Consider the following 22,575-nt stretch of genomic DNA (forward strand, 5'->3'; position numbering starts at 1 on the left):
CGTTTTTTCGTTTAAATGAAAAAGATCATCAAGCCACAAAAAAACTGTGGCTTGATGATCTTGTAAAACTAACTTTAACGTTTCCCTTTGATGTAGGGTACACCGACAGCTTTTGGTGCATCGGCTCGTCCAACAACACCAGCAAGTGCGAGAATCGTCAGCAAGTATGGTGCAATCAACAAATAGACTTGTGGAATTTGATCGAGTAGTGGTAACTGTTGTCCGATAATCGAAATCGCCTGCGCGAAACCGAAGAATAGGGCAGCTCCCATCGCTCCGAGTGGATTCCATTTCCCAAAGATCATCGCGGCAATCGCTAAGAATCCTTGTCCAAGAATCGTCGTCACACTAAAGTTCAATGAAATGGACGTCGCATAAACTGCACCGGCGAGTCCACCGAATCCACCGGAAATCATGACACCGATGAAACGCATTTTCGTGACATTGATTCCCATCGTATCCGCCGCCATCGGGTGCTCCCCGACTGAACGAAGACGAAGGCCAAACGGTGTCTTAAAGATGACATACCAAGCGACGAACGCTAACGCGATCGCAATATACGATGTGTAATAAACGTTTGCAAAAAACATTTTAAGGACTGGAATATCCGATAAGAATGGCACGTTTTCTTTCGAAATCCGGTTTGGAATCGAATCCGTTTGTCCTTTACCATAAAAGGCACGGACAAGGAAAATCGCCAGACCGACCGCTAACATGTTGATCGCTACTCCAAGAACCGTCTGATCGGCACGGAAAAGAATCGCTGGAATCGCAAGGAACAAGGAGAAGACTGCTCCGATGACGATCGCAATTAACATCGCAAGCCAAGGACTTGCTGCACCTAATCCCATTTTTGACAACGTCAAAGCGGAAACGATTCCTGAGAACGCACCCATGACCATCAATCCTTCAAGGGCAATGTTGACGACACCTGAACGTTCACTGAAGATTCCACCAAGTGCTGCAATAATTAATGGAGCCGAATAGGCAAGCGCAATTGGTACGACAATATAAAGTACTTCTAGAAAGCCCATTATTTATCGGCTCCTTTCACTTTTTTGTCTTCTGTTTTTTTGACCGTAAACTTCTCAATTAAGAGACGGATGGCATAACCAGAAGCGACAAAGATGATGATAAACGCAATGATGATTTTAATTAACTCAGGTGGTATGCCAATCTGTTGCATTGAAAGACCACCGATATTCAGACCAGCAAACAGTAAGGCGGCAAGAACGACACCGATTGGATTGTTCGCACCCAGTAAGGCAACCGCAATCCCGTCAAATCCTACGCCCGTGAACGAGGCATTCAACGTCATGTTCTGGAACGTCCCTAATCCTTCCATCGCACCAGCAAGACCTGCGAACACACCTGAGATGACGAATGAGAGGACGATGTTCTTGTTGACACCCATACCGGCATACTCTGCTGCACTCTTGTTAAATCCAACAGCACGTAATTCGTAGCCGAGTGTCGTTTTCCAAAGGATGAACCAGAAGACGAGCGCTGCTAGTACGGCAATGAAAATCCCATTATGAAGACGTGAGAAGTCCGTCAGTTCTTGTAAGAAAGGTGACGCCAAAGAAGCCGTCTCTTTCACTGACTCTGTCCGCTCGTTTTCAATTCCGATGACATGACGTAAGATATCATTGGTTACATAAAGGGCGATATAGTTCATCATGATCGACGTAATGACTTCGTGAACATGAAAACGTGCTTTTAAAATACCCGGAATCGAGGCCCAAAGTGCCCCGGCGAGTCCTGCTCCGATTAGAGCGAGCGGCAGATGAATCGCGGTCGGGAGATCAAACTCGATCCCGATCCAAACCGCAACCATCCAACCGACCAAAACTTGTCCTTCAACCCCGATGTTAAATAAACCTGTCCGGAAGGCAAACGCAACGGCAAGTCCGGCAAAGATCAACGGAGCAGCAGCACGCAAGGTTTCACCGATGCTATATGGTTCACCAAAAATACCGTAAAATAATTGATCAAATCCGTCAATCGGATTGTACCCACCAGCCAGCATGACGATCGCACCTACGACCATCCCTAAAATGATGGAAAGAATCGGAATCAAGATTCCGTAAAAACGTTCGAGTTTCATGAACGACCGACCTCCTCTTTCTTACCGCCAGCCATCAAGAATCCTAGTTCGATCTCGTTTGTCTCTTTTGGATCGAGGAAGGCAACCGTTCGACCTTCATAAAGAACCGCAATTCGATCTGAAACTTGAAGAATTTCTTCTAGTTCAAACGAAATCAACAGAACAGCCCGGCCTTTTTCCCGTTCAAGAACCAATTGTTCATGAATGAATTCAATCGCTCCGACATCTAGTCCACGCGTTGGCTGTGCTGCAATCAGTAAGTCAGGTGAACGGTCAACCTCTCGGGCAATGATCGCTTTTTGCTGATTTCCACCCGATAAGGCACGAGCAAATGTTTCCGGACTTGGAGTTCGGACGTCGAACTTCTCGATTAAGGTTTTTGCTTTTTCCATGACCTGACCGTAGTTCATGATACCTGCTTTCGAATACGGTTGTTTGTAGTACGTTTGTAACACCATGTTATGCCCGATTGAATAATCCAACACAAGACCATGTTTATGTCGATCCTGTGGAATGTGTCCCACACCGGATTCTGTTACTTTTCGTGGTTTCAAGTTTTTGATTGACTTGTTATTGAGGAAAATTTCACCGCTATCTGCTTTACGAAGTCCTGTAATAGCTTCAATCAGCTCTGTTTGTCCATTTCCATCAATTCCAGCGATTCCGACGATTTCACCAGCACGAATATCTAGGTTCAATCCATCGACTGACTTGATGCCTCGGCTGTCTTTTACGACCAAATTCTTAATATCGAGCACAAGTTCTTGTGGATTTGCCTTGGAATACTCCGCATTAAAGTTTACTTCACGCCCTACCATCATCTCAGCTAATCTTGATTGGGTCATCGTTTCATCGATATCCACTGTGCCGATATATTTTCCGCGACGAATCGTCGTACAACGATCAGCTACTTCCATGATTTCTTTCAGCTTGTGGGTAATCAAGATGATCGATTTCCCTTCCGCAATCAGTCGATTCATGATTTGAATCAATTCTTTGATTTCTTGTGGTGTCAAAACAGCTGACGGCTCATCGAAGATTAGAATATCAGCGCCACGGTAAAGGGTTTTCAAAATTTCGACACGCTGTTGCATACCAACGGAAATATCTTCAATTTTTGCATCCGGATCGACGGCAAGGCCGTATTGTTCCGAGATTTGACGTACTTTTTCCCGAGCCTTTGCTCGGTCGATCTTAATACCGACTTTGGGTTCCGCACCCAAGATGATGTTTTCCGTCACCGTGAAATTTTGAACGAGCATGAAGTGTTGGTGCACCATGCCGATTCCAAGATCATTCGCGACGTTCGGACTCGTAATATTCACTTTTTCACCACGTACACGAATCTCTCCAGCCTCAGGCTGATACAAACCAAATAAGACGTTCATCAGCGTCGATTTTCCGGCACCGTTTTCACCAAGTAAAGCGTGAATCTCACCTTTCCGAAGCTGGAGCGTGATGTTATCATTTGCGACGAAAGTGCCAAACTCTTTTCGTATGTTTAGCATCTCAATGACGTATTCCAAGAAAATCCACTCCCATGTTTAGTTTAAAAGGGGAGGTCGCAGTACTAGCGACCCCCGCTTCCAGTTTATTTCAGTGATGCTTCGTATTCTTTAAATTCATCGTCAGTTCCTGGAACTGTGATCTTGCCATCGATGATTTGTTTTTTGTAGTCTTCAACTTTTGTCAAGACGTCTTTCGCAATGTTGTCTTGTGAAGGAGCGATATCGACACCGCCATCTTTCAAGCCAAACTCTACGACTTCACCTGCTGGGAAGTTGCCGTCCTTCGTATCTTTTGACACTTGCTCAACTGCTGTATCAACACGTTTGACCATCGACGTCAACGTGACGTTTTCTGGCATACCTTCTTCGACTTGGTCACGGTCAACACCGATTACCCAAACATCTTCACCGTTTTTCTTACGGTTTTTCGCTTCTGTGAAGACACCTTGACCTGTTCCACCAGCAGCGTGATAGATGACGTCAACTTTTTTGCCGTACATGCCTGAAGCGATTGCTTGTCCTTTTTCAGCAGCATTGAAATCTTCTGCATATTGAATTTCGATGTCTGCGTCCGGGTTAACCGCCTTGACACCGGCTTTAAATCCGTTTTCGAACTTTTTGATCAAGTCAGAGTTCACGCCACCAACGAATCCGACTTTATCTGATTTCGTCGTCAGACCGGCGACGACACCAACGAGGAATGATCCTTCGTTTTCTTTGAAGACGATTGAAGCGACATTTGGTTTGTCGACAACCATATCGACAAGCGCAAAGTTGTTATCTTTGAACTGATCCGCTACTTTACCGATATCTTCAGCCATCAAGAATCCGATACCGAGGATCAAATCATATTTTGCACGTGCCAATTGTTGAAGGTTTGGTTGATAATCCGATTGTTTCGCTGACTGGAGGTACTTGTAGCCTGTACCTTCTTTTAAGTCATTGTCTTTACCGAATTTTTGAATCCCTTCCCACGCTGATTGGTTAAACGATTTATCATCAACACCGCCTGTATCTGTAACCATACCTACTTTGAAGCCCTCTTTTTCGTTACCGCCGCTTGAATCTTTTGAATCGTCGTTACCACCACATGCTGCGAGTACCGAACTCATTGCTAAACCTGTTGCTGCTAGTGCGAGAAGTGACTTCTTTTTCATCTGAAATAATCCCCTTTCGAATATGGTCATACAAAGTTCCTGACTACGTCAAGCACCTGAGGCTGGTGATGAGGAGCGTTACGTAGGTAGGTGGAAAGCGCTTTCAGTAAAACTCCTAAAACGAGTGGTTAGACACGTTTACGGATGACATGGAAATCAAACTTATCCGCACGGAAATAGTTCGCTGAATAAAGAACGGATCGATCGAGTTCATCATAATGCGTTTGCCGCAATACGAGTAGCGGTTGGTCCGTATGTAATTGTTCAGCGATTTTCGGATCAATCCGCGGCTCGATATGCGTAACCGCATGAGTGACACGACGTCCTAGTTCTTTTTCTAATGCGTCAAACAGTGACGTCGAGGACGTGAACTGTTCTTCATTTTTAATATAATGGCTTGGAATCTTATCGACGCAATAGACGACAGGAACATCTCCTGCAAGTCGGATTCGTTCGATTCGATATACCAGTTCATCCGGACCCAGTTGAAAACGTTCCCGGTCCCGTTCGGTTGGTGGCACCATTTCTGATGACAATACTTCGGACGTCGGAATCATACCAGCGCGTGCAATCATCTCCGTGACACTGTAGAGTTCTTCGATTCCGGAAGTAAATGGTGGTCTTGCATTGATAAACGTACCGACACCGTGTTTACGGATGACGATGTTCTCATCTTCAAGAATTCGTAAAGCCTCTCGAAGAGTCGCTCGACTAACGCCAAGTTGCTTTGAAAGTTCAAACTCTGAAGGTAGTTTCTCGCCTTCCTTGTAAACGCCGTCATCGATGTCGGACTTGATTTTTTCAATCACACGTAAATAAAGCAAACGATGATCTAATTTAATCGACATGACGCATCTCCATCCTCTATCTAGTTGTAACCAGTGCTCAGACTTCTGACGTATGAGAACTCCAGCCAAGATAAGTATATGATGCCGGACTCAATCCTGCAATCATTTTGTAACAGGTTAGAAGTCTGACTTCTGGCGCTTTTGTAACCCTTTTCATAACGCACTTTCGTTTGGAAGAAAATAGGGCATTCTACCTAAGAATGCCCCACTCTGTTCCATCGCTTATTGTTCAGGAACGACTGTTTTCCCTTCAATGACCGCTTTTTTTGCTTGTTCGAGCTTTTCTACTGTTTGTTTCGACAATTTATCTGACTCGACCAAGTCAACCCCTTGCTCTTTTAAACCGTAACGAATCGTTTCTCCACCTTTAAGTTTTCCATCTTTCGCCGCGTTTGCTGTATCTTGAACGGCACGATCCACGCGTTTGATGACAGAAGTTAACGTCACGTCTTCAGGCATCCCTTCTTCTTTTTGATCACGATCGACACCAATCACTGATACATCTTCTCCATTTTTCTTTCGGTTTTTCGCTTCGGTGAAGACACCGTTCCCGGTACCCCCTGCTGCCGGGAAAATGATGTCAGCACCTTTTCCAAACATTCCAGCGGCGATCGCTTGTCCTTTTTCAGGTGCTGCAAAGTCTTCTGCATACTGAACATCGACTTTAATTTTTGGATTCACTGATTTTGCACCGGCTTCAAACCCCGCCCGGAAACGTTCGATGACATCCATCTTCATCCCACCAACAAAACCGATATGGTCCGTTTTTGTTTCCATCGCTGCAACGATCCCTGCCAAATAGGCACCTTCATTTTCTTTAAATGTGATGGAAGTGACATTTTTCCCGGAAACAACATTGTCAATAATCGCAAATTGAGTATCTTTGAATTGATCGGCAACCGTCTTGATGTCTTCATTAAACGTATTACCGATTCCGAACACGAGATTTTCTCCCCCACGTGCGAGACGTGACAGATTTGGTTGATAATCCTGCTGTGATTTAGACTGGAGATACGAGTATCCGTCATTTTGTGTCAGCTTATTTTCTTTTCCGTACGCTTGAAGACCTTCCCATGCCGATTGGTTAAACGACTTATCATCGATTCCCCCTTTATCCGCAACCATTGCGACGGAAAACTGTTCTTTTTTCGTTGAAGTATTCTCTTCAGAACCTCCACATGCTACTAAACTGACTGTTGCGACTGTCATCGCGGATACAAAGGCATACTGCTTTTTCATCATAGCCATCTCCTCTTCCTTTTTATGTGAGCGCTTTCATTATCTATTTGTGAAAAAGTCGCTCACGTACCTTCATGGGGTACGCCAACTCATATGACTGAGTATGACAAAGATTTTTCATAAAATCAACAGACGTCTGACAACTATTTTTGTGAAAACGGTTTACATTTTGATTTTTTCTTCAAACGCCACAAAAATGACAAAGTAGTGGTTTTTCTCTTAATCGGGAAGAACCGCTTTTTTTGTTCGCTTCGAATCGTTTTCCTGGGACAAGCATCGCGCCGCATCACTTCGCTGCTGGGTCGCTCCTGCTTGTTTTTCCCTAGGAAGCGATTTCGAGCGAACAAACGCTTTTTCTTTCACGCTTCCGGGTATACAACTAGCATAGATATTCGAAAGAGGAGGAATTCTTATGATGGGAAAAAGAGGCCAACATCATCGTTCTGAGAACATCACCATCACATTGGAACAATTGGTCCCGCAGGACCATCTCGTTCGAAAAGTAGATCAGGTCATGGACTTTGAATTCATCTATCCTTTAGTAGAGAAACTGTATTGTGAAAATAACGGAAGACCCAGTATCGATCCTGTTTTATTGATTAAGATGGCGCTTCTCCAATACTTGTTTGGTATTCCATCGATGCGTCGGACCATCAAGGAGATTGAGACGAACGTCGCATATCGGTGGTTTCTCGGAATCGGACTGGATGAGAAAGTGCCTCATTTCTCTACTTTCGGAAAAAATTACGTCCGGCGGTTTCAGGACACGGATGTGTTCGAAACCATCTTTTATCGTATCCTCTCACAAAGTGTCGAAGCTGGGTTCGTGGACCCTTCGGTCCTATTCATGGATTCCACACACATCAAGGCGAACGCAAATAAACGGAAGTTCAAGAAGAAAAAGATTGTCCGTCGCGCTATCCAACAGTATAAAGAAGAACTCGACCTGGAAGTCAACGAGGATCGGGTACTGCATGGAAAAAAGCCCTTCGCCCCCAAGGAGAGCCGTCTTGAAACACGCGAAATCAAGGAAAGTACAACAGATCCCGAGAGTGGTTACTACGTGAAGGGGGAACGTGAACGACTATTCGCTTATTCTTGTCATACAGCTTGTGATCGAAACGGATTCGTACTTGGATTGATCCTCACACCTGGAAATGTACATGATAGTAAAATGCTTGAACCTCTTCTTGAATCCGTCACTCATCATTTCAATCAGCCCTTCGCCGTCGTAGCCGATTCTGCTTACAAGACAGTCCAGCTCGCACATCATCTCCTTCAACGAAACATCTTACCGGTTTTTCCTTATACACGCCCCAGAGGGGTGAAGGGAATGTTCAAAACGAAAGACTTCTATTACGACGAATACTATGACTGTTATTTGTGTCCCGACAATCAAGTTCTTCGTTATCGGACGACCAATCGAGAGGGGCATCGGGAATACGTCTCTGACCCAACGATCTGTGCGTCGTGCTCTTTTCTTTCACAGTGCACGAAGAGCCAAGAGAATAAAAAAATGATCCTACGCCATATCTGGCAGGAAGCAATGGATGAGGTGGAGCATTTGCGGCATACTTCTGTGAACCGGGCATTGTATCGAAAACGACAGGAGACCATCGAACGTGTCTTCGCAGATGCAAAAGAAAAGCATGGCATGCGTTGGGCCCGATATCGTGGTCTGAAAAAAACAACGCTACAAGCGATGCTTACTTTTAGTGCCCTGAACCTCAAAAAATTGGCGAACTGGTCATGGGATTCCGGTGGGAATCCTTGTTTTCAACATCACTTTTTACGACTACATAAGACAAACCCTCATTTCAACGTTGAAATGAGGGTTTGTCTACGATCTGAAATGACAAAGCGAGAATCGCTTTGTCATTGCTCAACTTAATGTCCAATGACCCGTCGTGGTTTTGAACCTTCTGACGGACCAATCAAACCATTTCCTTCCAGCGCATCAATCAATCGTGCCGCACGGTTGTAGCCGATTCGATATTTCCGTTGAATCATCGATGTCGAGGCCGTCTCTTGCGTCAAGACGAACTGAACCACTTCATCATATAACGGATCATCGACTTCGTTCTCTCCTTCCGGCACGTCTTTTGGAATCATCGCTTCGACGTACTGGGCTTTTTGTTGCGAAATGACATGATTGACGATTGTCTCCACCTCTTCGTCCGACAAGAAAGCGCCTTGGACACGGACGGGTTTATTCATCCCATTTCCAAGTAACAACATATCTCCCCGTCCAAGTAGTTTATCGGCTCCACTCGTATCAAGGATCGTTCGCGAGTCGGTTCCGCTCGACACGCTAAACGCAATCCGGGAAGGGATGTTGGCTTTGATGACACCTGTGATGATGTCAACACTTGGGCGTTGTGTCGCGATGACCATATGAATCCCTGCCGCTCGTGCCATTTGGGCGAGGCGCATGATGGCATCTTCCACCTCGTTCGAAGCGACCATCATCAAGTCCGCCAGCTCATCCACGATGACGACGATGTAAGGAAGGCGTTGATGGACTTTTTCTTCCGCATTCATCTTGTCAATCAAGGCGTTGTATCCTTCGATATTCCGCGCCCCGTTTTGACTGAAGATTTCATAGCGACGTTCCATTTCCGAAACGACTTGTTTCAACGCTTGGGCTGCCTTTTTCGGATCGGTCACAACAGGCGCCAACAAGTGGGGAATGCCGTTGTAGACATTTAATTCCACCATCTTCGGATCAATCATCATCAAGCGTACTTCATCGGGGCGGGCCCGCATTAAAATCGAGACAATCATGCCATTGATACAAACGGATTTCCCGGAGCCGGTTGATCCAGCTACTAAGACGTGAGGCATCTTGTTGAGTTTGGCTGTGACCGTTTCCCCTGAGATACTTCGACCTAACGCGACAAGCAGACGGTCAGGGTCTGCCTGGACACTTTCGGCCCCTAACACTTCACGGAGTGAGACCATGGCGACTTCCCGGTTCGGTACTTCGATTCCGACAGCCGCCTTCCCAGGGATCGGAGCTTCGATTCGGATATCCTTTGCCGCAAGCGCAAGTGCCAAGTCGTCTGCAAGTCCCGTAATCCGACTGAGTTTGATGCCTTGATCCGGTTCAATCTCGTATTTGGTGACACTTGGACCTAAATGGATTTTCAGGACTTTTGCTCCGATTCCAAACGATTTTAATGTCGCAATCAGTTTCGTCGCATTGTCTTTTAAGCGTTTATTCTCACCTGACAAATCTTTTGTGACCGGCTCTGCTAATAAATCCAATGAGGGCAATTGATACCCATCTGGTGTTTCCGTCATCGTCAACGGTCCTTGTGTTTCCTTTGCCTGCGGTTCGACATGATCTGCAAACCCGATGATCGGAACATCCTGGATATTGACCGGTACTTCTTCCGCAGGGGGTTCGATTTCTTTCAACCGCTTCTTTTGATCAAGCGGTCGTGTCATTTTTGGCTCGGGTGTTGTTTCTTCCTGCTTTATTCGCGTACGACGCTCTCGTTGAGTAGGGGTCGTCCGTTCTCGTTGACGGAATTCTTGAACCCGCTCTTTGATGCCAGATGCAAGCTCACTAAAAAAGGAAGGGTGCAGCAAATGTATGCCACTCATGATTAATAATAACCCAATCATAAAGGCCCCGAAACTTGAGATATAGTAAGACGACCCTTGGTAAAGCCAGGCATTGATCGTCCCACGCGGTTGTCCAAGCATAAGATCAATAAAAATCAAACTCCCAAGCATCAAAAATGACCATGCCCACTTGGCGAAACGTGGTTGATTAGACAGTACTAATAATAATGTTCCACCAATCAATCCATATAGGAGCGAACCGAACTGTCCCACTTGATCCGTTGCGAATTGAGCAAGTACTTCACCGACACGGCCAAATCTCCCAAGCGCCAATACGTACGCAAGCAATGAAAGGACCGCAATGATCGCTGCATATGTACGATATTGAATCGGTTGACGTTGTTTTTTTGTCGATGGTCGCTTCTTCGCCGGTGGTCGTTTTCGAGCCGGCGTATTCCGGGCAGGTCCCTTTTTGGTTGTTGCCATCTGTCGATTCCCTCCTGATAAAAAAACGACTCAGCTGACCAGTGATCGGCCTTCCTGAGTCGCTCTTTTTGTTAAATTTCCATGATGATCGGTAAGATCATTGGACGACGTTTCGTCTGCTCGTATAGATAAGAACTCAACTTATCACGAATCAAGGACTTCATTTCTGTCCAATCCAGCTCCCCTGTCAATTTCCCTTGCAATTGTTTCGCAACAATCCGGTTTGCTTCATTGATCATATCTTCTGACTCACGCATATAAACAAATCCGCGTGAGATGATTTCTGGTCCTGAGACAATCGTTTTATTCTTACGGCTGATCGTGATGACACAAAGTACGACCCCATCTTGTGATAAGAGACGACGATCACGTAAGACGATATTTCCAACATCGCCGACACCGATTCCATCAATCAAGACGTTTCCGGCATTCACTTTACGCGACATCCGTGCTTTGCGCTTCTCAAACTCAACGACATCCCCATTTTCGATGATGAAAATGTTATTCGCATTGACACCAACCGTTTGTGCTAAGCGGCTATGTGCTTTTTGCATCCGAAATTCACCGTGAATCGGGATGAAGAACTTCGGTTTGATCAAGTTCAGCATCAATTTCAAATCTTCTGCGTGACCATGACCTGAGACGTGAACCTTCCGTTGGTTGTAAATGACGTTGGCTCCCGCACGGAATAACAAATCGATGGTTTTCGAGACCGACTTCTCATTTCCGGGAATCGGCGACGCCGCGACGACAACCGTATCATTTAGACGAATGTTGACTTGTTTGTGCGCATTACGTGCCATTCGTGTGAGGGCTGCCATCGGTTCACCTTGCGAACCGGTCGTCAGAATCACGACTTGGTTGTCATCCAGGCGATTGATTTCCGACAATTCGACTAATGTTTTTTGCTTAAACCGTAAGTAGTTTAACCGTTGGGCAACTTCTACGATGTTGACCATACTTCGGCCAACAACAGCGACTTTACGATTGTTGACTTCAGCCGCAGCAAACACTTGTTGCAAGCGATGGACGTTTGACGCAAACGATGCAACGATGACACGACCTGGTGCTTCGTAAATGACATCATTTAACTCAGAACCGACTGTCGATTCTGATCCGGACATCCCCGGACGCTCGGCATTCGTTGAGTCGGATAAGAGACATAACACCCCACGTTGACCGATGGCTGCGATTTTCCCGAAGTCGGCTTGTTTCCCATCGACAGGTGTGTAATCAAACTTAAAGTCACCTGTATGCACGATTGCGCCTTGTGATGTCTGGATACATACCCCGACTGCATCCGGAATCGAATGGTTCACACGGAAGAAGGTAATGAAATGACCCGCTACGGTTAATTTCGTCTTGGCATCAATTGGACGAAGATCTGCCTTCTTCAATAAACCGGCTTCTTTTAATTTGATTTCAATCAACCCAAGTGTCAAACGTGTCCCGTAGACCGGTACTTTTAAGTCACGTAAGACGTAACTGAGCGCACCGATATGGTCTTCATGACCGTGGGTAATGAAAATCCCTTGAATGCGTTCTTTGTTTTCTTTTAAATAACTGATGTCTGGAATGACTTTGTCGATTCCAAGCATCTCGTCTCCTGGGAACATTAATCCGGCATCGATTACGAAGATGTCCTCGTCGAGTTCGACGACGTACATGTTCTTACCGATTTCACCGGCTCCACCAAGAGCAAAGACGCTTACTTTTTCCGTCTTTTTCTTTGACACAATATGACCTCCTATTTGTATTCACTTTTCGTGAGCCGTCCACTTATCACTATCACTATTCTAGCCGAACTTTGCCATTCTGCCAACAACAGTCACCATTAAAACGAAAAAAAACATCGTGTGACCAATCAACAGGTCCACACGATGTCTGTTTATGGGTTTAAAAGTGTCTCGATTTCTTCCGTCCGATTGGCTTTTTCTTGTCTACTCGGTCGTTCATCGTCTTGAAGTTCGTCAAGAGAGTATCCGAATGTCATCTCAAAATGCGGATAATCGACGAATCGTTTCCAATCGCCACCCCACTCAAAACCAAGCGCTTTCCCGACCGCTGCTACTTCACGCCAGTCACTTTTTCCGGACTGGTTCCCGTCATACTCCAGGTCATAAGAGATGTCTCCATCAACCATCTGGACAAAATCAATCGCAAGACCATAATTGTGCATCGATTCTCCACCACGCGCGTTTGTGACAACGTCCCCCGCACGGGATCTTCCTTGTTCATACAACACATCCTGCTGTTTGTTTGTCCGATATCCTTGGGTAATCCGGATGTCGATGTTGTAACAAGAATGACTTACCCGAATCAAGTCCTCTGCTCCTGCCCGAACGGCTGGATGCAGCCCCTTTAAGTTTTTAGCACTCGCGTTAATGAGGCGATCTTCCCCTGCCCGATCTCGTGGACAACTTTCAATCCCGAGTTCCGGCTGATCGATCAGAATACTTGGCATTCGATTGGTCGAAGCAGCAAGAAATAACCCAATCGCAAACGTAGCGAGCAGGAACAAGATCCAGACGAATAGTGTTCCCCGCTTCATTAACGGCGTAACTTCTTCCGAATTTTTTGAAGGATCGGCAATCCTGTTTCAAGTAACACGTATAACGGTTTGTTTAAGACGTAATCAAACTCACCGACCTTTTCAATCATTTCGCTCCCCCACCCTGATTTAAAGGCGTACAACCCTGCATAATGATCATCTGGATCTGTCGAGCCACTCACACCACCAAAGTCGTACGATAGAGCCCCATGTGCCTTCGCATGACGCATCATCGTCCACTGCATCAGATGATTCGGCATGAATTCCCGATATTCGTTTGACGAAGCCCCATAGAGGTAATATGACCGGCGACCCGCAAGTGTCAATAATCCACCAGACAAAATCACGCCATCAGGATGTTTTGCAGCAATCGTCAATAATTCCGTCTTGGACTTCTCTGCTTTTTCAATCTGAGCCGTCGTCTGTTCTAACCGGTTGTTTAGACTCGTGATTTTTTTCTCAACCGTCTCTTTTTCCAGTTGTCGATGAATCTTTGTTAATTCTTTATCGGCTTGAAGTAATGCCGCTTCCGTATTTTCGAGGGCCCGGACGACGTCCAGTTTCGTCAAAAATAGTGCCGCATCGCCCGTCGGATGCAGATGGTCATATAAGTTTTCAAAATAATCGAGACCACGGATGGAGAAACCATCACGTTCCCCCGTTTCGACCATCAGTTTCGCAAAGGTTTTTAATTCATCGCGCGAAGCTTCATAACAGATGATTCCTTTTCGCTCCGCTAAACGAACGTTATAACGGAACTTCGAATGGAATCGATCAAAAATCTCTTTTTCTGTTCCTTCGAGACTCGTTTCCATCGTAAAGCGGGGTTGCGCATAATCAAACCCGCCTCCAAATCCATTGTGTTTAAAACCAAGTGAATGCATCTCTTGTACTAATGTCGGATCCTCTGTCCGATCGACGTTTGGATCCAGTTTGATCGCAATCGCCTTCCGTTGCTTGGCGACCCGGATCGCAACATCCCGTAATGCCGTGAGCGCTTCCTGATCGCTATAATCGACGACAAAGCCGCGTGGTGCGTAACATAACGTAAACGGCAACTTCGGAACTTTTTTAAATAATAACAGTGCGACGCCCACAAGTTGTCCGTCTGCCGTTCCGACAGCGATCCGCTCATGTGTCCAACCGGTTGCCGCTTTAACGGATCCCCAGGCGGGTAATTGCAACAAATCTCCTTTAGGGTGTGTTTTTACAAAGTCTTCAAACTGCTTCTGTTCGATGTCTAGTTGTTGGTAAGTCACTTCTTTTCCTCCAATTGGCGTATCATCTCTTTGACGAGTTGTTCTTCGTCGAGGGGTGTTTTTTCCTCCCCAATGATTTGATATTTTTCATGCCCTTTTCCTGCCAGGATGACGATGTTGTCCGGTCGAGCGAGACTCGCTGCGTAGCGAACGGCTTCTTCCCGGTCTCCGATTTCAACGAATTGATCGTGGAGCATACCGGATGCGATACCGGATGTAATCGACTCATACGATTCAAAACGAGGATCATCCGTCGTAATGACGACCGTTCCTGCGTAAGTCGAAGCCAGTTGTCCCATCATCGGTCGTTTCGTCACATCTCGATTGCCACCCGTACCAATCAAAAAGATGATGTTTTCTTTCGGAACGTCCACTAACGCCTTGAGGCATTGTTCGATTCCATCAGGGGTATGCGCATAATCGACATAGATGTTGTAACCGTCAATCGGTAACCGTTGCATCCGTCCTTTAGCCGGCTGGATCTGAGTGATCGCATTCGAAATCTCAGGGAGACTGTAGCCGATCGAAAGGAGAATTCCTGTTGCGAGTAATAAGTTATAGACGTTGAATCGACCGATGAATTGCACTGTCAATTCGACGGCTTGTTCCTGATAGACCATCGTGAACGTCGTTTCCTGTAGCGTTTGTGTAATGTTTTTCGCTTGCAAGTCTGCGGGCTGCTCAATCCCATACGTCATGACACGAGCCCCCGTCATCATTTCAAACAAATGACTGGTTTCATCATCTGCATTCAAGACGGCTACTTTTTTATCCGATAACCGTTGACCGAGTTGGGCAAACAGTAATCCTTTTGCTCGCGCATAATTTTCAAACGTCTTATGGAAATCCAGATGATCGTGTGTCAGATTCGTGAAACCGGCCACATCGAAGTCTGTTCCCGTCACACGTCCCAGTTCCAACCCATGGGAGGACACTTCCATGATGACGTCTTCAACACCCTCTTGCTGCATCTGATGGAAAAAAGCCTGCAATTCTGAACTTTGTGGTGTCGTATTGCGGCTCGGGACGACCCGATCCCCGATTTTCACTTCGACCGTTCCGATGATGCCCGTTTTCCGTCCTAATTGCGCCAGAACATCACGAACGATGGTCGTCGTCGTCGTTTTTCCGTTTGTTCCGGTGATGCCAATCATCCGCATTTTTTCTGAAGGATAATCATAAAATTTACCGGCAAGTTCTGCCATCGCTCGTGTCGTACTTCGGACAAGAATAACAGGAATTGTCACATCGAGCAGGCGTTCTGAGACGATTGCGACGGCCCCCTGCGCTTCGGCTTGTTGTGCATAATCGTGTCCATCCACTGTATATCCTTTGATTGCGACAAACAACGTACCTGGCTTCACATCTCGTGAATCGGTTGTTAACGCGGTCACGTCCGCCTCTACCATCCGCTCGGTTTTTTGAGTCTGAATGACTTCGATTAATTCAGCTAAGTTCAAGGGTATTCCTTCTTTCTCAACAACTTGTTTTTCAGTTACATGCTATTTCAGTGTAGGGGAAGCCCCGCTTGGTTTCAAGGTCTCACTCATCAATTTCCGGTAGGATGTAAGCTTTTGCCGGTGGTTCACTAAAGATATGGGCAATCATTTCCTGCACGTTTTCCGGTGTAATCCGTTCTACTTCTTCTAACACTTCTTCTAAAGTCGGATGTGTTCCTAAATGGAGTTCGTTCCGAGCATTACGGTTCATATGACTCGATGTACTCTCATTTCCTAAAATCAACGAACCTTTTAATTGTTCAATCCCATCCTCAAGTTCTTTTACCGTCAAACCATGTGCGAGCAAGTGATGGATTTCAGACGCGAGGACGGTTTCCACTTCTTCAAGCGTCTCTTTTGATGTTCCGACATAAATCGTAAAGGTCCCATGGTCATCAAACGTCGTATAGTACGAAAAGACAGAATACGCTAATCCCCGATCTTCCCGAATCGATTGGAACAGGCGGCTCGACATCGTTGCCCCAAACGCATTATTCAACAATGCTAAAGTCGGTAACCGATCGTCGGCGGAATGAATCGCACGGAAATTATAACAGACATGGACCTGTTCCGTATCTTTTTCCTTACGTAAGGACTCACTTTGTAATGCCGGCTCTTGGATTTGTCGTGTCGTCTCACTTGGTTCGATGCGACTAAAACGTGTTTTGACCTGTGCGATCAGTTCGTCCGTTACATGACCGGCGATTGAGATGACGATTTGGTCAGGCGCATAGGCCTCCTTGACATAATCCAAAATCATTTGACGGCTGAGGCTTTTGACACTTTCTTCTGTTCCAAGAATCGGTCGTGCCATGACGTCCTCCCCATAAGCAGCAATCGCTAACAATTCATGCACCAAATCATCAGGGGTATCTTCATACATTTTTATTTCTTCAATCACGACCCGCTTTTCTTTTTCGAGTTCTTCTTCGTCGAATGTCGACTCTAAAAACATGTCTGCTAAGACATCAAATGCCGCAACCGCATGTTCATCTAACGTCTTGACGTAATAACACGTCTGATCCTTACTCGTGAATGCATTTATATTACCACCCAAGCGATCAAAATAAACGGCGATTTCTTTTGCCGATAGCTGGTTTGTCCCTTTAAACATCATATGTTCGATTAAATGGCTGATGCCGTGTTCTTCTTTTGTTTCCGTTCGTGAGCCGGCTTTAATGAAGATACCGGTTGCGACACTCCGTGTATTCGGGATCCGTTCACTGACGATACGAACGCCATTTGCTAATGTAAGTTGTTCGACCATGGTCTATTCCTCCTTCAAATATGAAACAAGGTGGCTCTCGATGCACGTTCCGCACCGTTGAGCCACCTTGTTTTCATTAGTTACGACGTGGTGGACGTTGTCCGTCACGTGGTGGGCGAGATCCAGTATCCCGACGCGGCGGGCGGTTGTCACGCTCTGTTTTTTTCTTTTCATCATATGCGGCACGATCTTCAGCATTCATACCTTCAACAAGAAGTACTTTATGCGAAGCATTGACACGACCTTTGTCATCAACTTCCGTGACGCGGACTTTCAATTTGTCGCCTAGTTTGACGACATCTTCGGTTTGGCCGACACGCTCAAGCGCTAGTTCCGAGATATGCACAAGGGCATCTTTTCCTTTAAACAATTCGACGAACGCTCCGAATTTTTCGACGCGGCGAACCGTTCCGTCAAATTCTTCACCGATGACGACTTCACGAACGATGTCTTCAATCAACTGACGCGCACGATTGATGCCGTCTTGATCCGTTGATGCGATGAAGACGGTTCCGTCTTGATCGATATCGATCTTAACCCCTGTCTCATCGATGATGCTATTGATGACTTTACCGCCGGGTCCAATCACATCACGGATTTTATCCGGATTGATTTTGAGTGTGACGATTTTTGGTGCATATTTAGACAACTCGACACGTGGTTCAGCAATCACTGAATTCATGTGTTCCAAGATGTGTAAACGACCGAGACGTGCTTGTTCTAGTGCCTCTTCAAGGATTTGACGCGTGATACCACCAATCTTCATATCCATTTGAAGAGCGGTAACACCATCTTTTGTACCAGCCACTTTAAAGTCCATATCGCCGAGATGGTCTTCCATTCCTTGGATATCGGTTAAGATGGAGTAGTTTTCGCCTTCTTTGATCAAGCCCATCGCGATACCTGCAACTGGTGCTTTAAGAGGGACACCGGCATCCATCATCGCAAGAATCGATCCACAGATCGATGCCTGTGAAGACGATCCGTTTGATTCAAGTACTTCTGATACCAGGCGGATCGTATACGGGAAATCTGTTTCTGACGGTAAAACAGGTAACAAAGCGCGCTCACCAAGAGCTCCGTGTCCGATTTCCCGGCGGCCCGGTGCACGCATCGGACGTGCTTCTCCGACTGAGAACGGTGGGAAGTTGTAATGATGCATGAATCGTTTTTCAGCTTTCACCCCGAGACCATCGATGATTTGAGCATCGCCTGCGACACCTAGTGTTGCGACAGACAAGACTTGTGTTTGACCACGTGTGAACAGACCTGAACCGTGTGCACGTGGCAACAATCCGATTTCTGAATCGAGTGGACGAATCTCAGCAAGTCCTCGTCCATCTGGACGGACTTTATCTTCTGTGATCAATCGACGGACTTCTGTTTTGACGAATTTATTCAAGACACCTGAAACTTCTGCTAATTGTGCTTCCGTGATGGAATCATCTGCTGCATACTGATCGATGTATTTCGAAATGACTTCGTTGATCGCGAGATCACGTGCTTGTTTTTCTTCGACTTGAACCGCTGCCGTCACTTCTGCAAGTGCTTCTGTTTTCAGGCGAGAGACAAGCGTCTCGTCAAATGAAGACACCGTATAGGCGAATTTTTCTTTGCCGACTGCTGCGACGATTTCTTCTTGGAACGCAATCAATGTCTTGATGACATCATGTCCGAGGAGGATCGCTTCGAGCATCGCTTCTTCCGATACTTCTTTTGCACCCGCTTCAACCATGTTGACCGCGTGTTTTGTTCCTGCTACTTGAAGGTCGATATCACTTGCAGCCGCTTGACTTAATGACGGATTGATGATGAATGCACCATCGACACGACCAATCGTGACACCTGCAATCGGACCATCAAATGGAATGTCTGAAATCGACAGGGCAATCGATGCCCCGATCATCGCGGCTACTTCCGGTGAGTTATCTTCGTCTGACGATAAGACCGTCGTCGCAACTTGAATGTCATGACGGAAACCGTCTGGGAACAATGGACGAATCGGACGGTCGATCAAACGTGACGTCAAAATCGCGTTTTCACCTGGACGTCCTTCACGTTTTAAGAAACCACCAGGAATCTTACCTGCTGCATATAATTTTTCTTCATAGTTCACTGTTAATGGGAAGAAATCCAAGTCTTTTGGTTGTTTTGACGCAACGACCGTCGCAAGAACTGCTGTCTCACCATAACGGATCAAAGCTGCTCCGTTCGCTTGTTTGGCCAGTTGACCGATTTCAATTGTTAAAGGACGTCCACCGAGTTCGGTCGAAAACGTCTGTTTTGTTTGTGACATGCACAAATCCCCTCTCACTTCTATCCGTTTTTTCATTCAAATCTAATTATGGATGTTCTTGCGTCAAATGTCCATGAATCGGCAAAAAAAAGAAGCAGGAGACGATGCTCCTACTTCTTGTTGATCTGTTCAGATTAGCGACGAAGACCAAGACGCTCGATCAATGAACGGTAACGTGAAACATCCTTGTTACGAAGGTATGTGAGCAAGTTACGGCGACGACCAACCATTTTCAAGAGACCACGACGTGAGTGGTGATCCTTTTTGTGTGTACGTAAGTGATCGTTTAAAGTTGTGATCTGTTCAGTTAAAACAGCAACTTGTACTTCCGGCGAACCAGTATCGCCTTGTTTCGTAGCATAAGCTTCGATAATTTCATTTTTACGTTCTTTAGTGAGTGCCATTGTCACTCCACCTCCATCTTTTGAATGACCGTATTGCCGAGCATCGGATGGTGAGACCTGATGCCAAGCCAACCGGCTGTACGTATTCGTACTGACTCATCATAACGAACCACTGCCGGTCTGTCAAACGGTTAATGCCTGTAATGCATTGATTTTATCCTGTGCCAGCTGTGTCTTCAAACTATCGATGCCGTCAAATGCACGTTCGTCTCGTAAGTACGCCATCCACTCCAGCTTCAGTTCTTGTCCGTATAAATCTTCATCGAACTGTAAGAGGTGGGTTTCGATGCTGACGTCCCCTGTTTCATAAAATGTCGGACGCCGTCCGATATTCGTCATCGCCGGATATTTCCGCCCATCTTCTAAATGGACAAACGTCGCATATACCCCTAATTTCGGAATGACATACGAAAATTCAGGTCGGATGTTCGCTGTCGGAAAACCAATCTGCCTACCACGGGCATCACCATGGATGACGATCCCTTTCGTTTGGTATGGCTCACCTAATAACGTAGCCGCCTCCGAGACAGCCCCGCTCGCTAACAAATGCCGAATCCGGGTCGAACTCACCTTTTCCTTGTCCGCTTGATGTTCGGAGACCGTCGTATGATCAAATCGTCCCCGACTATGAAAATCGAGCGTCTCCATTTTCCCTACACCAAATCGACCGTACGAATAATCAAAACCTGCTACGATATGGCAGGCTCCTGCCGCAATCAAATAATGATCGACAAAATCTTGTGGGGATAATTCAGAAAACGTAATGGTAAATTCGATGACATAGACCCGATCAATTCCAAGTTGCGCCATCTTCTCCAGTTTCCGGTCAAGCGGTGTAATATAGCGAACCTGTTCTGTTCCCTGTCCAAGCACCTGTTTCGGATGAGGATCAAACGTCATGACAGCTACTGGTACGTTCAATTGACGTCCTTTTTCCAGTGCTACTTGTAAGACACGTTGGTGTCCAAGATGTACGCCATCAAAAAATCCAAGTGCGATGACGGCTGGATCTTCTACCGGTCGTTCTGGATATGTTAAGTGAATGATGTCCATTCCTGATCTCTCCGATCTTAATCGATTTGTAACATGACTTCAACACGTCCCATACTGATTTCAGGATCAAGCCGATAGATCGCTAAAGGGACGCCTTCTTCATTATAGACAGTAAATCGTTCAAATTCGACCGGAATGCTTGGCAGCTTGGCACCGTTTAATACACGGGCTGCCGTTTCAGCGTCGACAGTCAGACGTGGCCATTTTTGGATCACCTGTTCAATCGGTAGGACATACTGCATCCGCTCTTCGATCGTCTCACACGCTTCTAACGTCGCTAGCGTGACTGCATCCACTTCAGACATCGCACCCGAGCTTGTTCGGCGCAGATCACTCATATGTGCAGCGTATCCTAAGCGTTCACCGATCTCTACTGCCAACGTTCGAATGTAGGTACCTTTTCCACACGCAATCTCAATCCGAAAACGACAGAGACCGTCCTCAAATGTCACTTCAGAAGTCCGCTCCAACGCATCGATTTGGACGATCCGTGTCGGTCGTTCCACTTCAATTCCTTTTCGCGCATATTCGTATAGTTTTTTTCCGTTCACTTTGACGGCAGAATAATAAGGGGGTGTCTGCTGAATCTGCCCCGTCAATTGTTCCAACACTTCATCAATCATTTGATCAGAAATCGAATCCGATATGACAGGTGTCTCGTGCACTGTCTCCCCGTGTGCATCTTCTGTCGTCGTCGCGTAACCAATCGTCACTTCTGCCGCATATGTTTTTCCTTCATCCGTAATGAAACGCGCAAGCTTCGTCGCTCGGCCTAAACAAATGGGTAAGACTCCCGTCACTTCTGGATCAAGTGTACCCGTATGTCCCACTTTTTTAGTTTGAAAAAGGCGACGCAGTCGAAAGACACAGTCGTGGCTTGTCATGCCTGCCGGTTTATCTAACGGTAATACTCCGATGGGTTCCATTAAAATTCCTCCTCAAAAAGGGCAACCACACCTGTGGCTGCCCTTGTCTTGTTAATCCTTGTTCAAGTTCCGGAGCAACTCGTCAATCCGTGATCCGTACTCGACTGATGTGTCAATCTCAAATAACAGTTCAGGTGTCTTACGTAAACGGATCCGTGATCCGATTTCTTTGCGCATGAACCCTTTTGATTTTTCAAGTCCGACCCGTGCTTCTTCCCGCACCGTTTCATCTCCGAGCACTGAATAAAAGATCGTTGCTTGTTGCAAGTCCCCTGTCACCTCGACACCTGTGACGGTGATCGGCTTGACACGTGGATCGTTGACATCTTTAATCAACATTTGCGTAATTTCTTTCCGTACTTGTTCTGCTACACGATTCGAGCGTACACTCATTTGTAATCCCTC

General features: G+C 46.2%; 18 protein-coding genes. 1 reads left to right on the forward strand and 17 read right to left on the reverse strand.

What is annotated here, in order from left to right; translation table 11 throughout:
• Positions 1-74 precede the first annotated feature (74 nt).
• From P404_RS0101730 to P404_RS0101755, 6 genes are all read right to left on the reverse strand, one after another.
• On the reverse strand, positions 75-1,034 hold the full coding sequence (locus tag P404_RS0101730; RefSeq protein ID WP_014970632.1) for an ABC transporter permease: 960 nt from the start codon (positions 1,032-1,034) through the stop codon (positions 75-77).
• Entirely contained in the window at positions 1,034-2,107 is a 1,074-nt protein-coding gene (locus tag P404_RS0101735) for an ABC transporter permease (protein ID WP_014970633.1), read from the reverse strand. Before P404_RS0101735 ends, P404_RS0101730 begins: the two co-directional genes overlap by 1 nt.
• Entirely contained in the window at positions 2,104-3,633 is a 1,530-nt protein-coding gene (locus P404_RS0101740) for an ABC transporter ATP-binding protein (protein WP_014970634.1), read from the reverse strand. Before P404_RS0101740 ends, P404_RS0101735 begins: the two co-directional genes overlap by 4 nt.
• Positions 3,634-3,698: 65 nt before the next feature.
• Entirely contained in the window at positions 3,699-4,772 is a 1,074-nt protein-coding gene (locus P404_RS0101745; protein ID WP_014970635.1) for a BMP family lipoprotein, read from the reverse strand.
• Positions 4,773-4,900: 128 nt separating this feature from the next.
• A complete protein-coding gene (locus P404_RS0101750; protein WP_014970636.1) occupies positions 4,901-5,620 on the reverse strand; it encodes a GntR family transcriptional regulator in 720 nt (239 codons plus the stop codon).
• Between the two features lie 222 nt (positions 5,621-5,842).
• Positions 5,843-6,859, reverse strand: coding sequence for a BMP family lipoprotein (locus tag P404_RS0101755; RefSeq protein WP_026829850.1), 1,017 nt, complete (start codon positions 6,857-6,859; stop codon positions 5,843-5,845).
• 412 nt (positions 6,860-7,271) lie between these two features.
• On the opposite strand from P404_RS0101755, the gene P404_RS17275 reads away from it, so the two are divergent.
• Positions 7,272-8,750, forward strand: a complete 1,479-nt coding sequence (locus tag P404_RS17275) for an IS1182 family transposase (RefSeq protein WP_236624241.1) — start codon at positions 7,272-7,274, stop codon at positions 8,748-8,750.
• On the opposite strand, the gene P404_RS19085 is transcribed toward P404_RS17275, so the two are convergent.
• The 11 genes from P404_RS19085 to rbfA form a co-directional block, all read right to left on the reverse strand.
• A complete protein-coding gene (locus tag P404_RS19085; RefSeq protein ID WP_026829851.1) occupies positions 8,747-10,915 on the reverse strand; it encodes a DNA translocase FtsK in 2,169 nt (722 codons plus the stop codon). The genes P404_RS17275 and P404_RS19085 overlap by 4 nt on opposite strands.
• 71 nt (positions 10,916-10,986) lie before the next feature.
• Positions 10,987-12,651, reverse strand: coding sequence for a ribonuclease J (locus P404_RS0101770; RefSeq protein WP_014970639.1), 1,665 nt, complete (start codon positions 12,649-12,651; stop codon positions 10,987-10,989).
• Positions 12,652-12,803: 152 nt separating this feature from the next.
• Positions 12,804-13,466 (reverse strand): M15 family metallopeptidase, encoded by a 663-nt coding sequence (locus tag P404_RS0101775; protein ID WP_014970640.1) that lies wholly within the window; start codon positions 13,464-13,466, stop codon positions 12,804-12,806.
• On the reverse strand, positions 13,466-14,725 hold the full coding sequence (locus tag P404_RS0101780; protein ID WP_014970641.1) for a lipid II:glycine glycyltransferase FemX: 1,260 nt from the start codon (positions 14,723-14,725) through the stop codon (positions 13,466-13,468). Before P404_RS0101780 ends, P404_RS0101775 begins: the two co-directional genes overlap by 1 nt.
• On the reverse strand, positions 14,722-16,185 hold the full coding sequence (locus tag P404_RS0101785; protein WP_014970642.1) for a UDP-N-acetylmuramoyl-L-alanyl-D-glutamate--2,6-diaminopimelate ligase: 1,464 nt from the start codon (positions 16,183-16,185) through the stop codon (positions 14,722-14,724). The genes P404_RS0101780 and P404_RS0101785 overlap by 4 nt, the downstream gene beginning before the upstream one ends.
• An 82-nt stretch (positions 16,186-16,267) precedes the next feature.
• A complete protein-coding gene (locus tag P404_RS0101790; RefSeq protein WP_014970643.1) occupies positions 16,268-17,491 on the reverse strand; it encodes a M16 family metallopeptidase in 1,224 nt (407 codons plus the stop codon).
• A gap of 76 nt (positions 17,492-17,567) precedes the next feature.
• A complete protein-coding gene (pnp, locus tag P404_RS0101795) occupies positions 17,568-19,787 on the reverse strand; it encodes a polyribonucleotide nucleotidyltransferase (RefSeq protein ID WP_026829852.1) in 2,220 nt (739 codons plus the stop codon).
• 134 nt (positions 19,788-19,921) lie between these two features.
• Positions 19,922-20,191 carry a 30S ribosomal protein S15 gene (gene rpsO, locus P404_RS0101800; protein ID WP_012370703.1) on the reverse strand — a complete coding sequence of 90 codons (270 nt, stop codon included), beginning with the start codon at positions 20,189-20,191 and terminating at the stop codon, positions 19,922-19,924.
• 123 nt (positions 20,192-20,314) lie between these two features.
• Positions 20,315-21,244 (reverse strand): bifunctional riboflavin kinase/FAD synthetase, encoded by a 930-nt coding sequence (locus P404_RS0101805; protein WP_026829853.1) that lies wholly within the window; start codon positions 21,242-21,244, stop codon positions 20,315-20,317.
• Positions 21,245-21,261: 17 nt separating this feature from the next.
• On the reverse strand, positions 21,262-22,170 hold the full coding sequence (gene truB / locus P404_RS0101810; RefSeq protein ID WP_014970646.1) for a tRNA pseudouridine(55) synthase TruB: 909 nt from the start codon (positions 22,168-22,170) through the stop codon (positions 21,262-21,264).
• Between the two features lie 51 nt (positions 22,171-22,221).
• Entirely contained in the window at positions 22,222-22,563 is a 342-nt protein-coding gene (gene rbfA, locus P404_RS0101815) for a 30S ribosome-binding factor RbfA (protein ID WP_014970647.1), read from the reverse strand.
• Positions 22,564-22,575: the final 12 nt, after the last annotated feature.

It is taken from the genome of Exiguobacterium antarcticum DSM 14480, assembly GCF_000685865.1.
In the GTDB taxonomy this organism is placed as follows: Bacteria; Bacillota; Bacilli; order Exiguobacteriales; family Exiguobacteriaceae; genus Exiguobacterium_A; species Exiguobacterium_A antarcticum.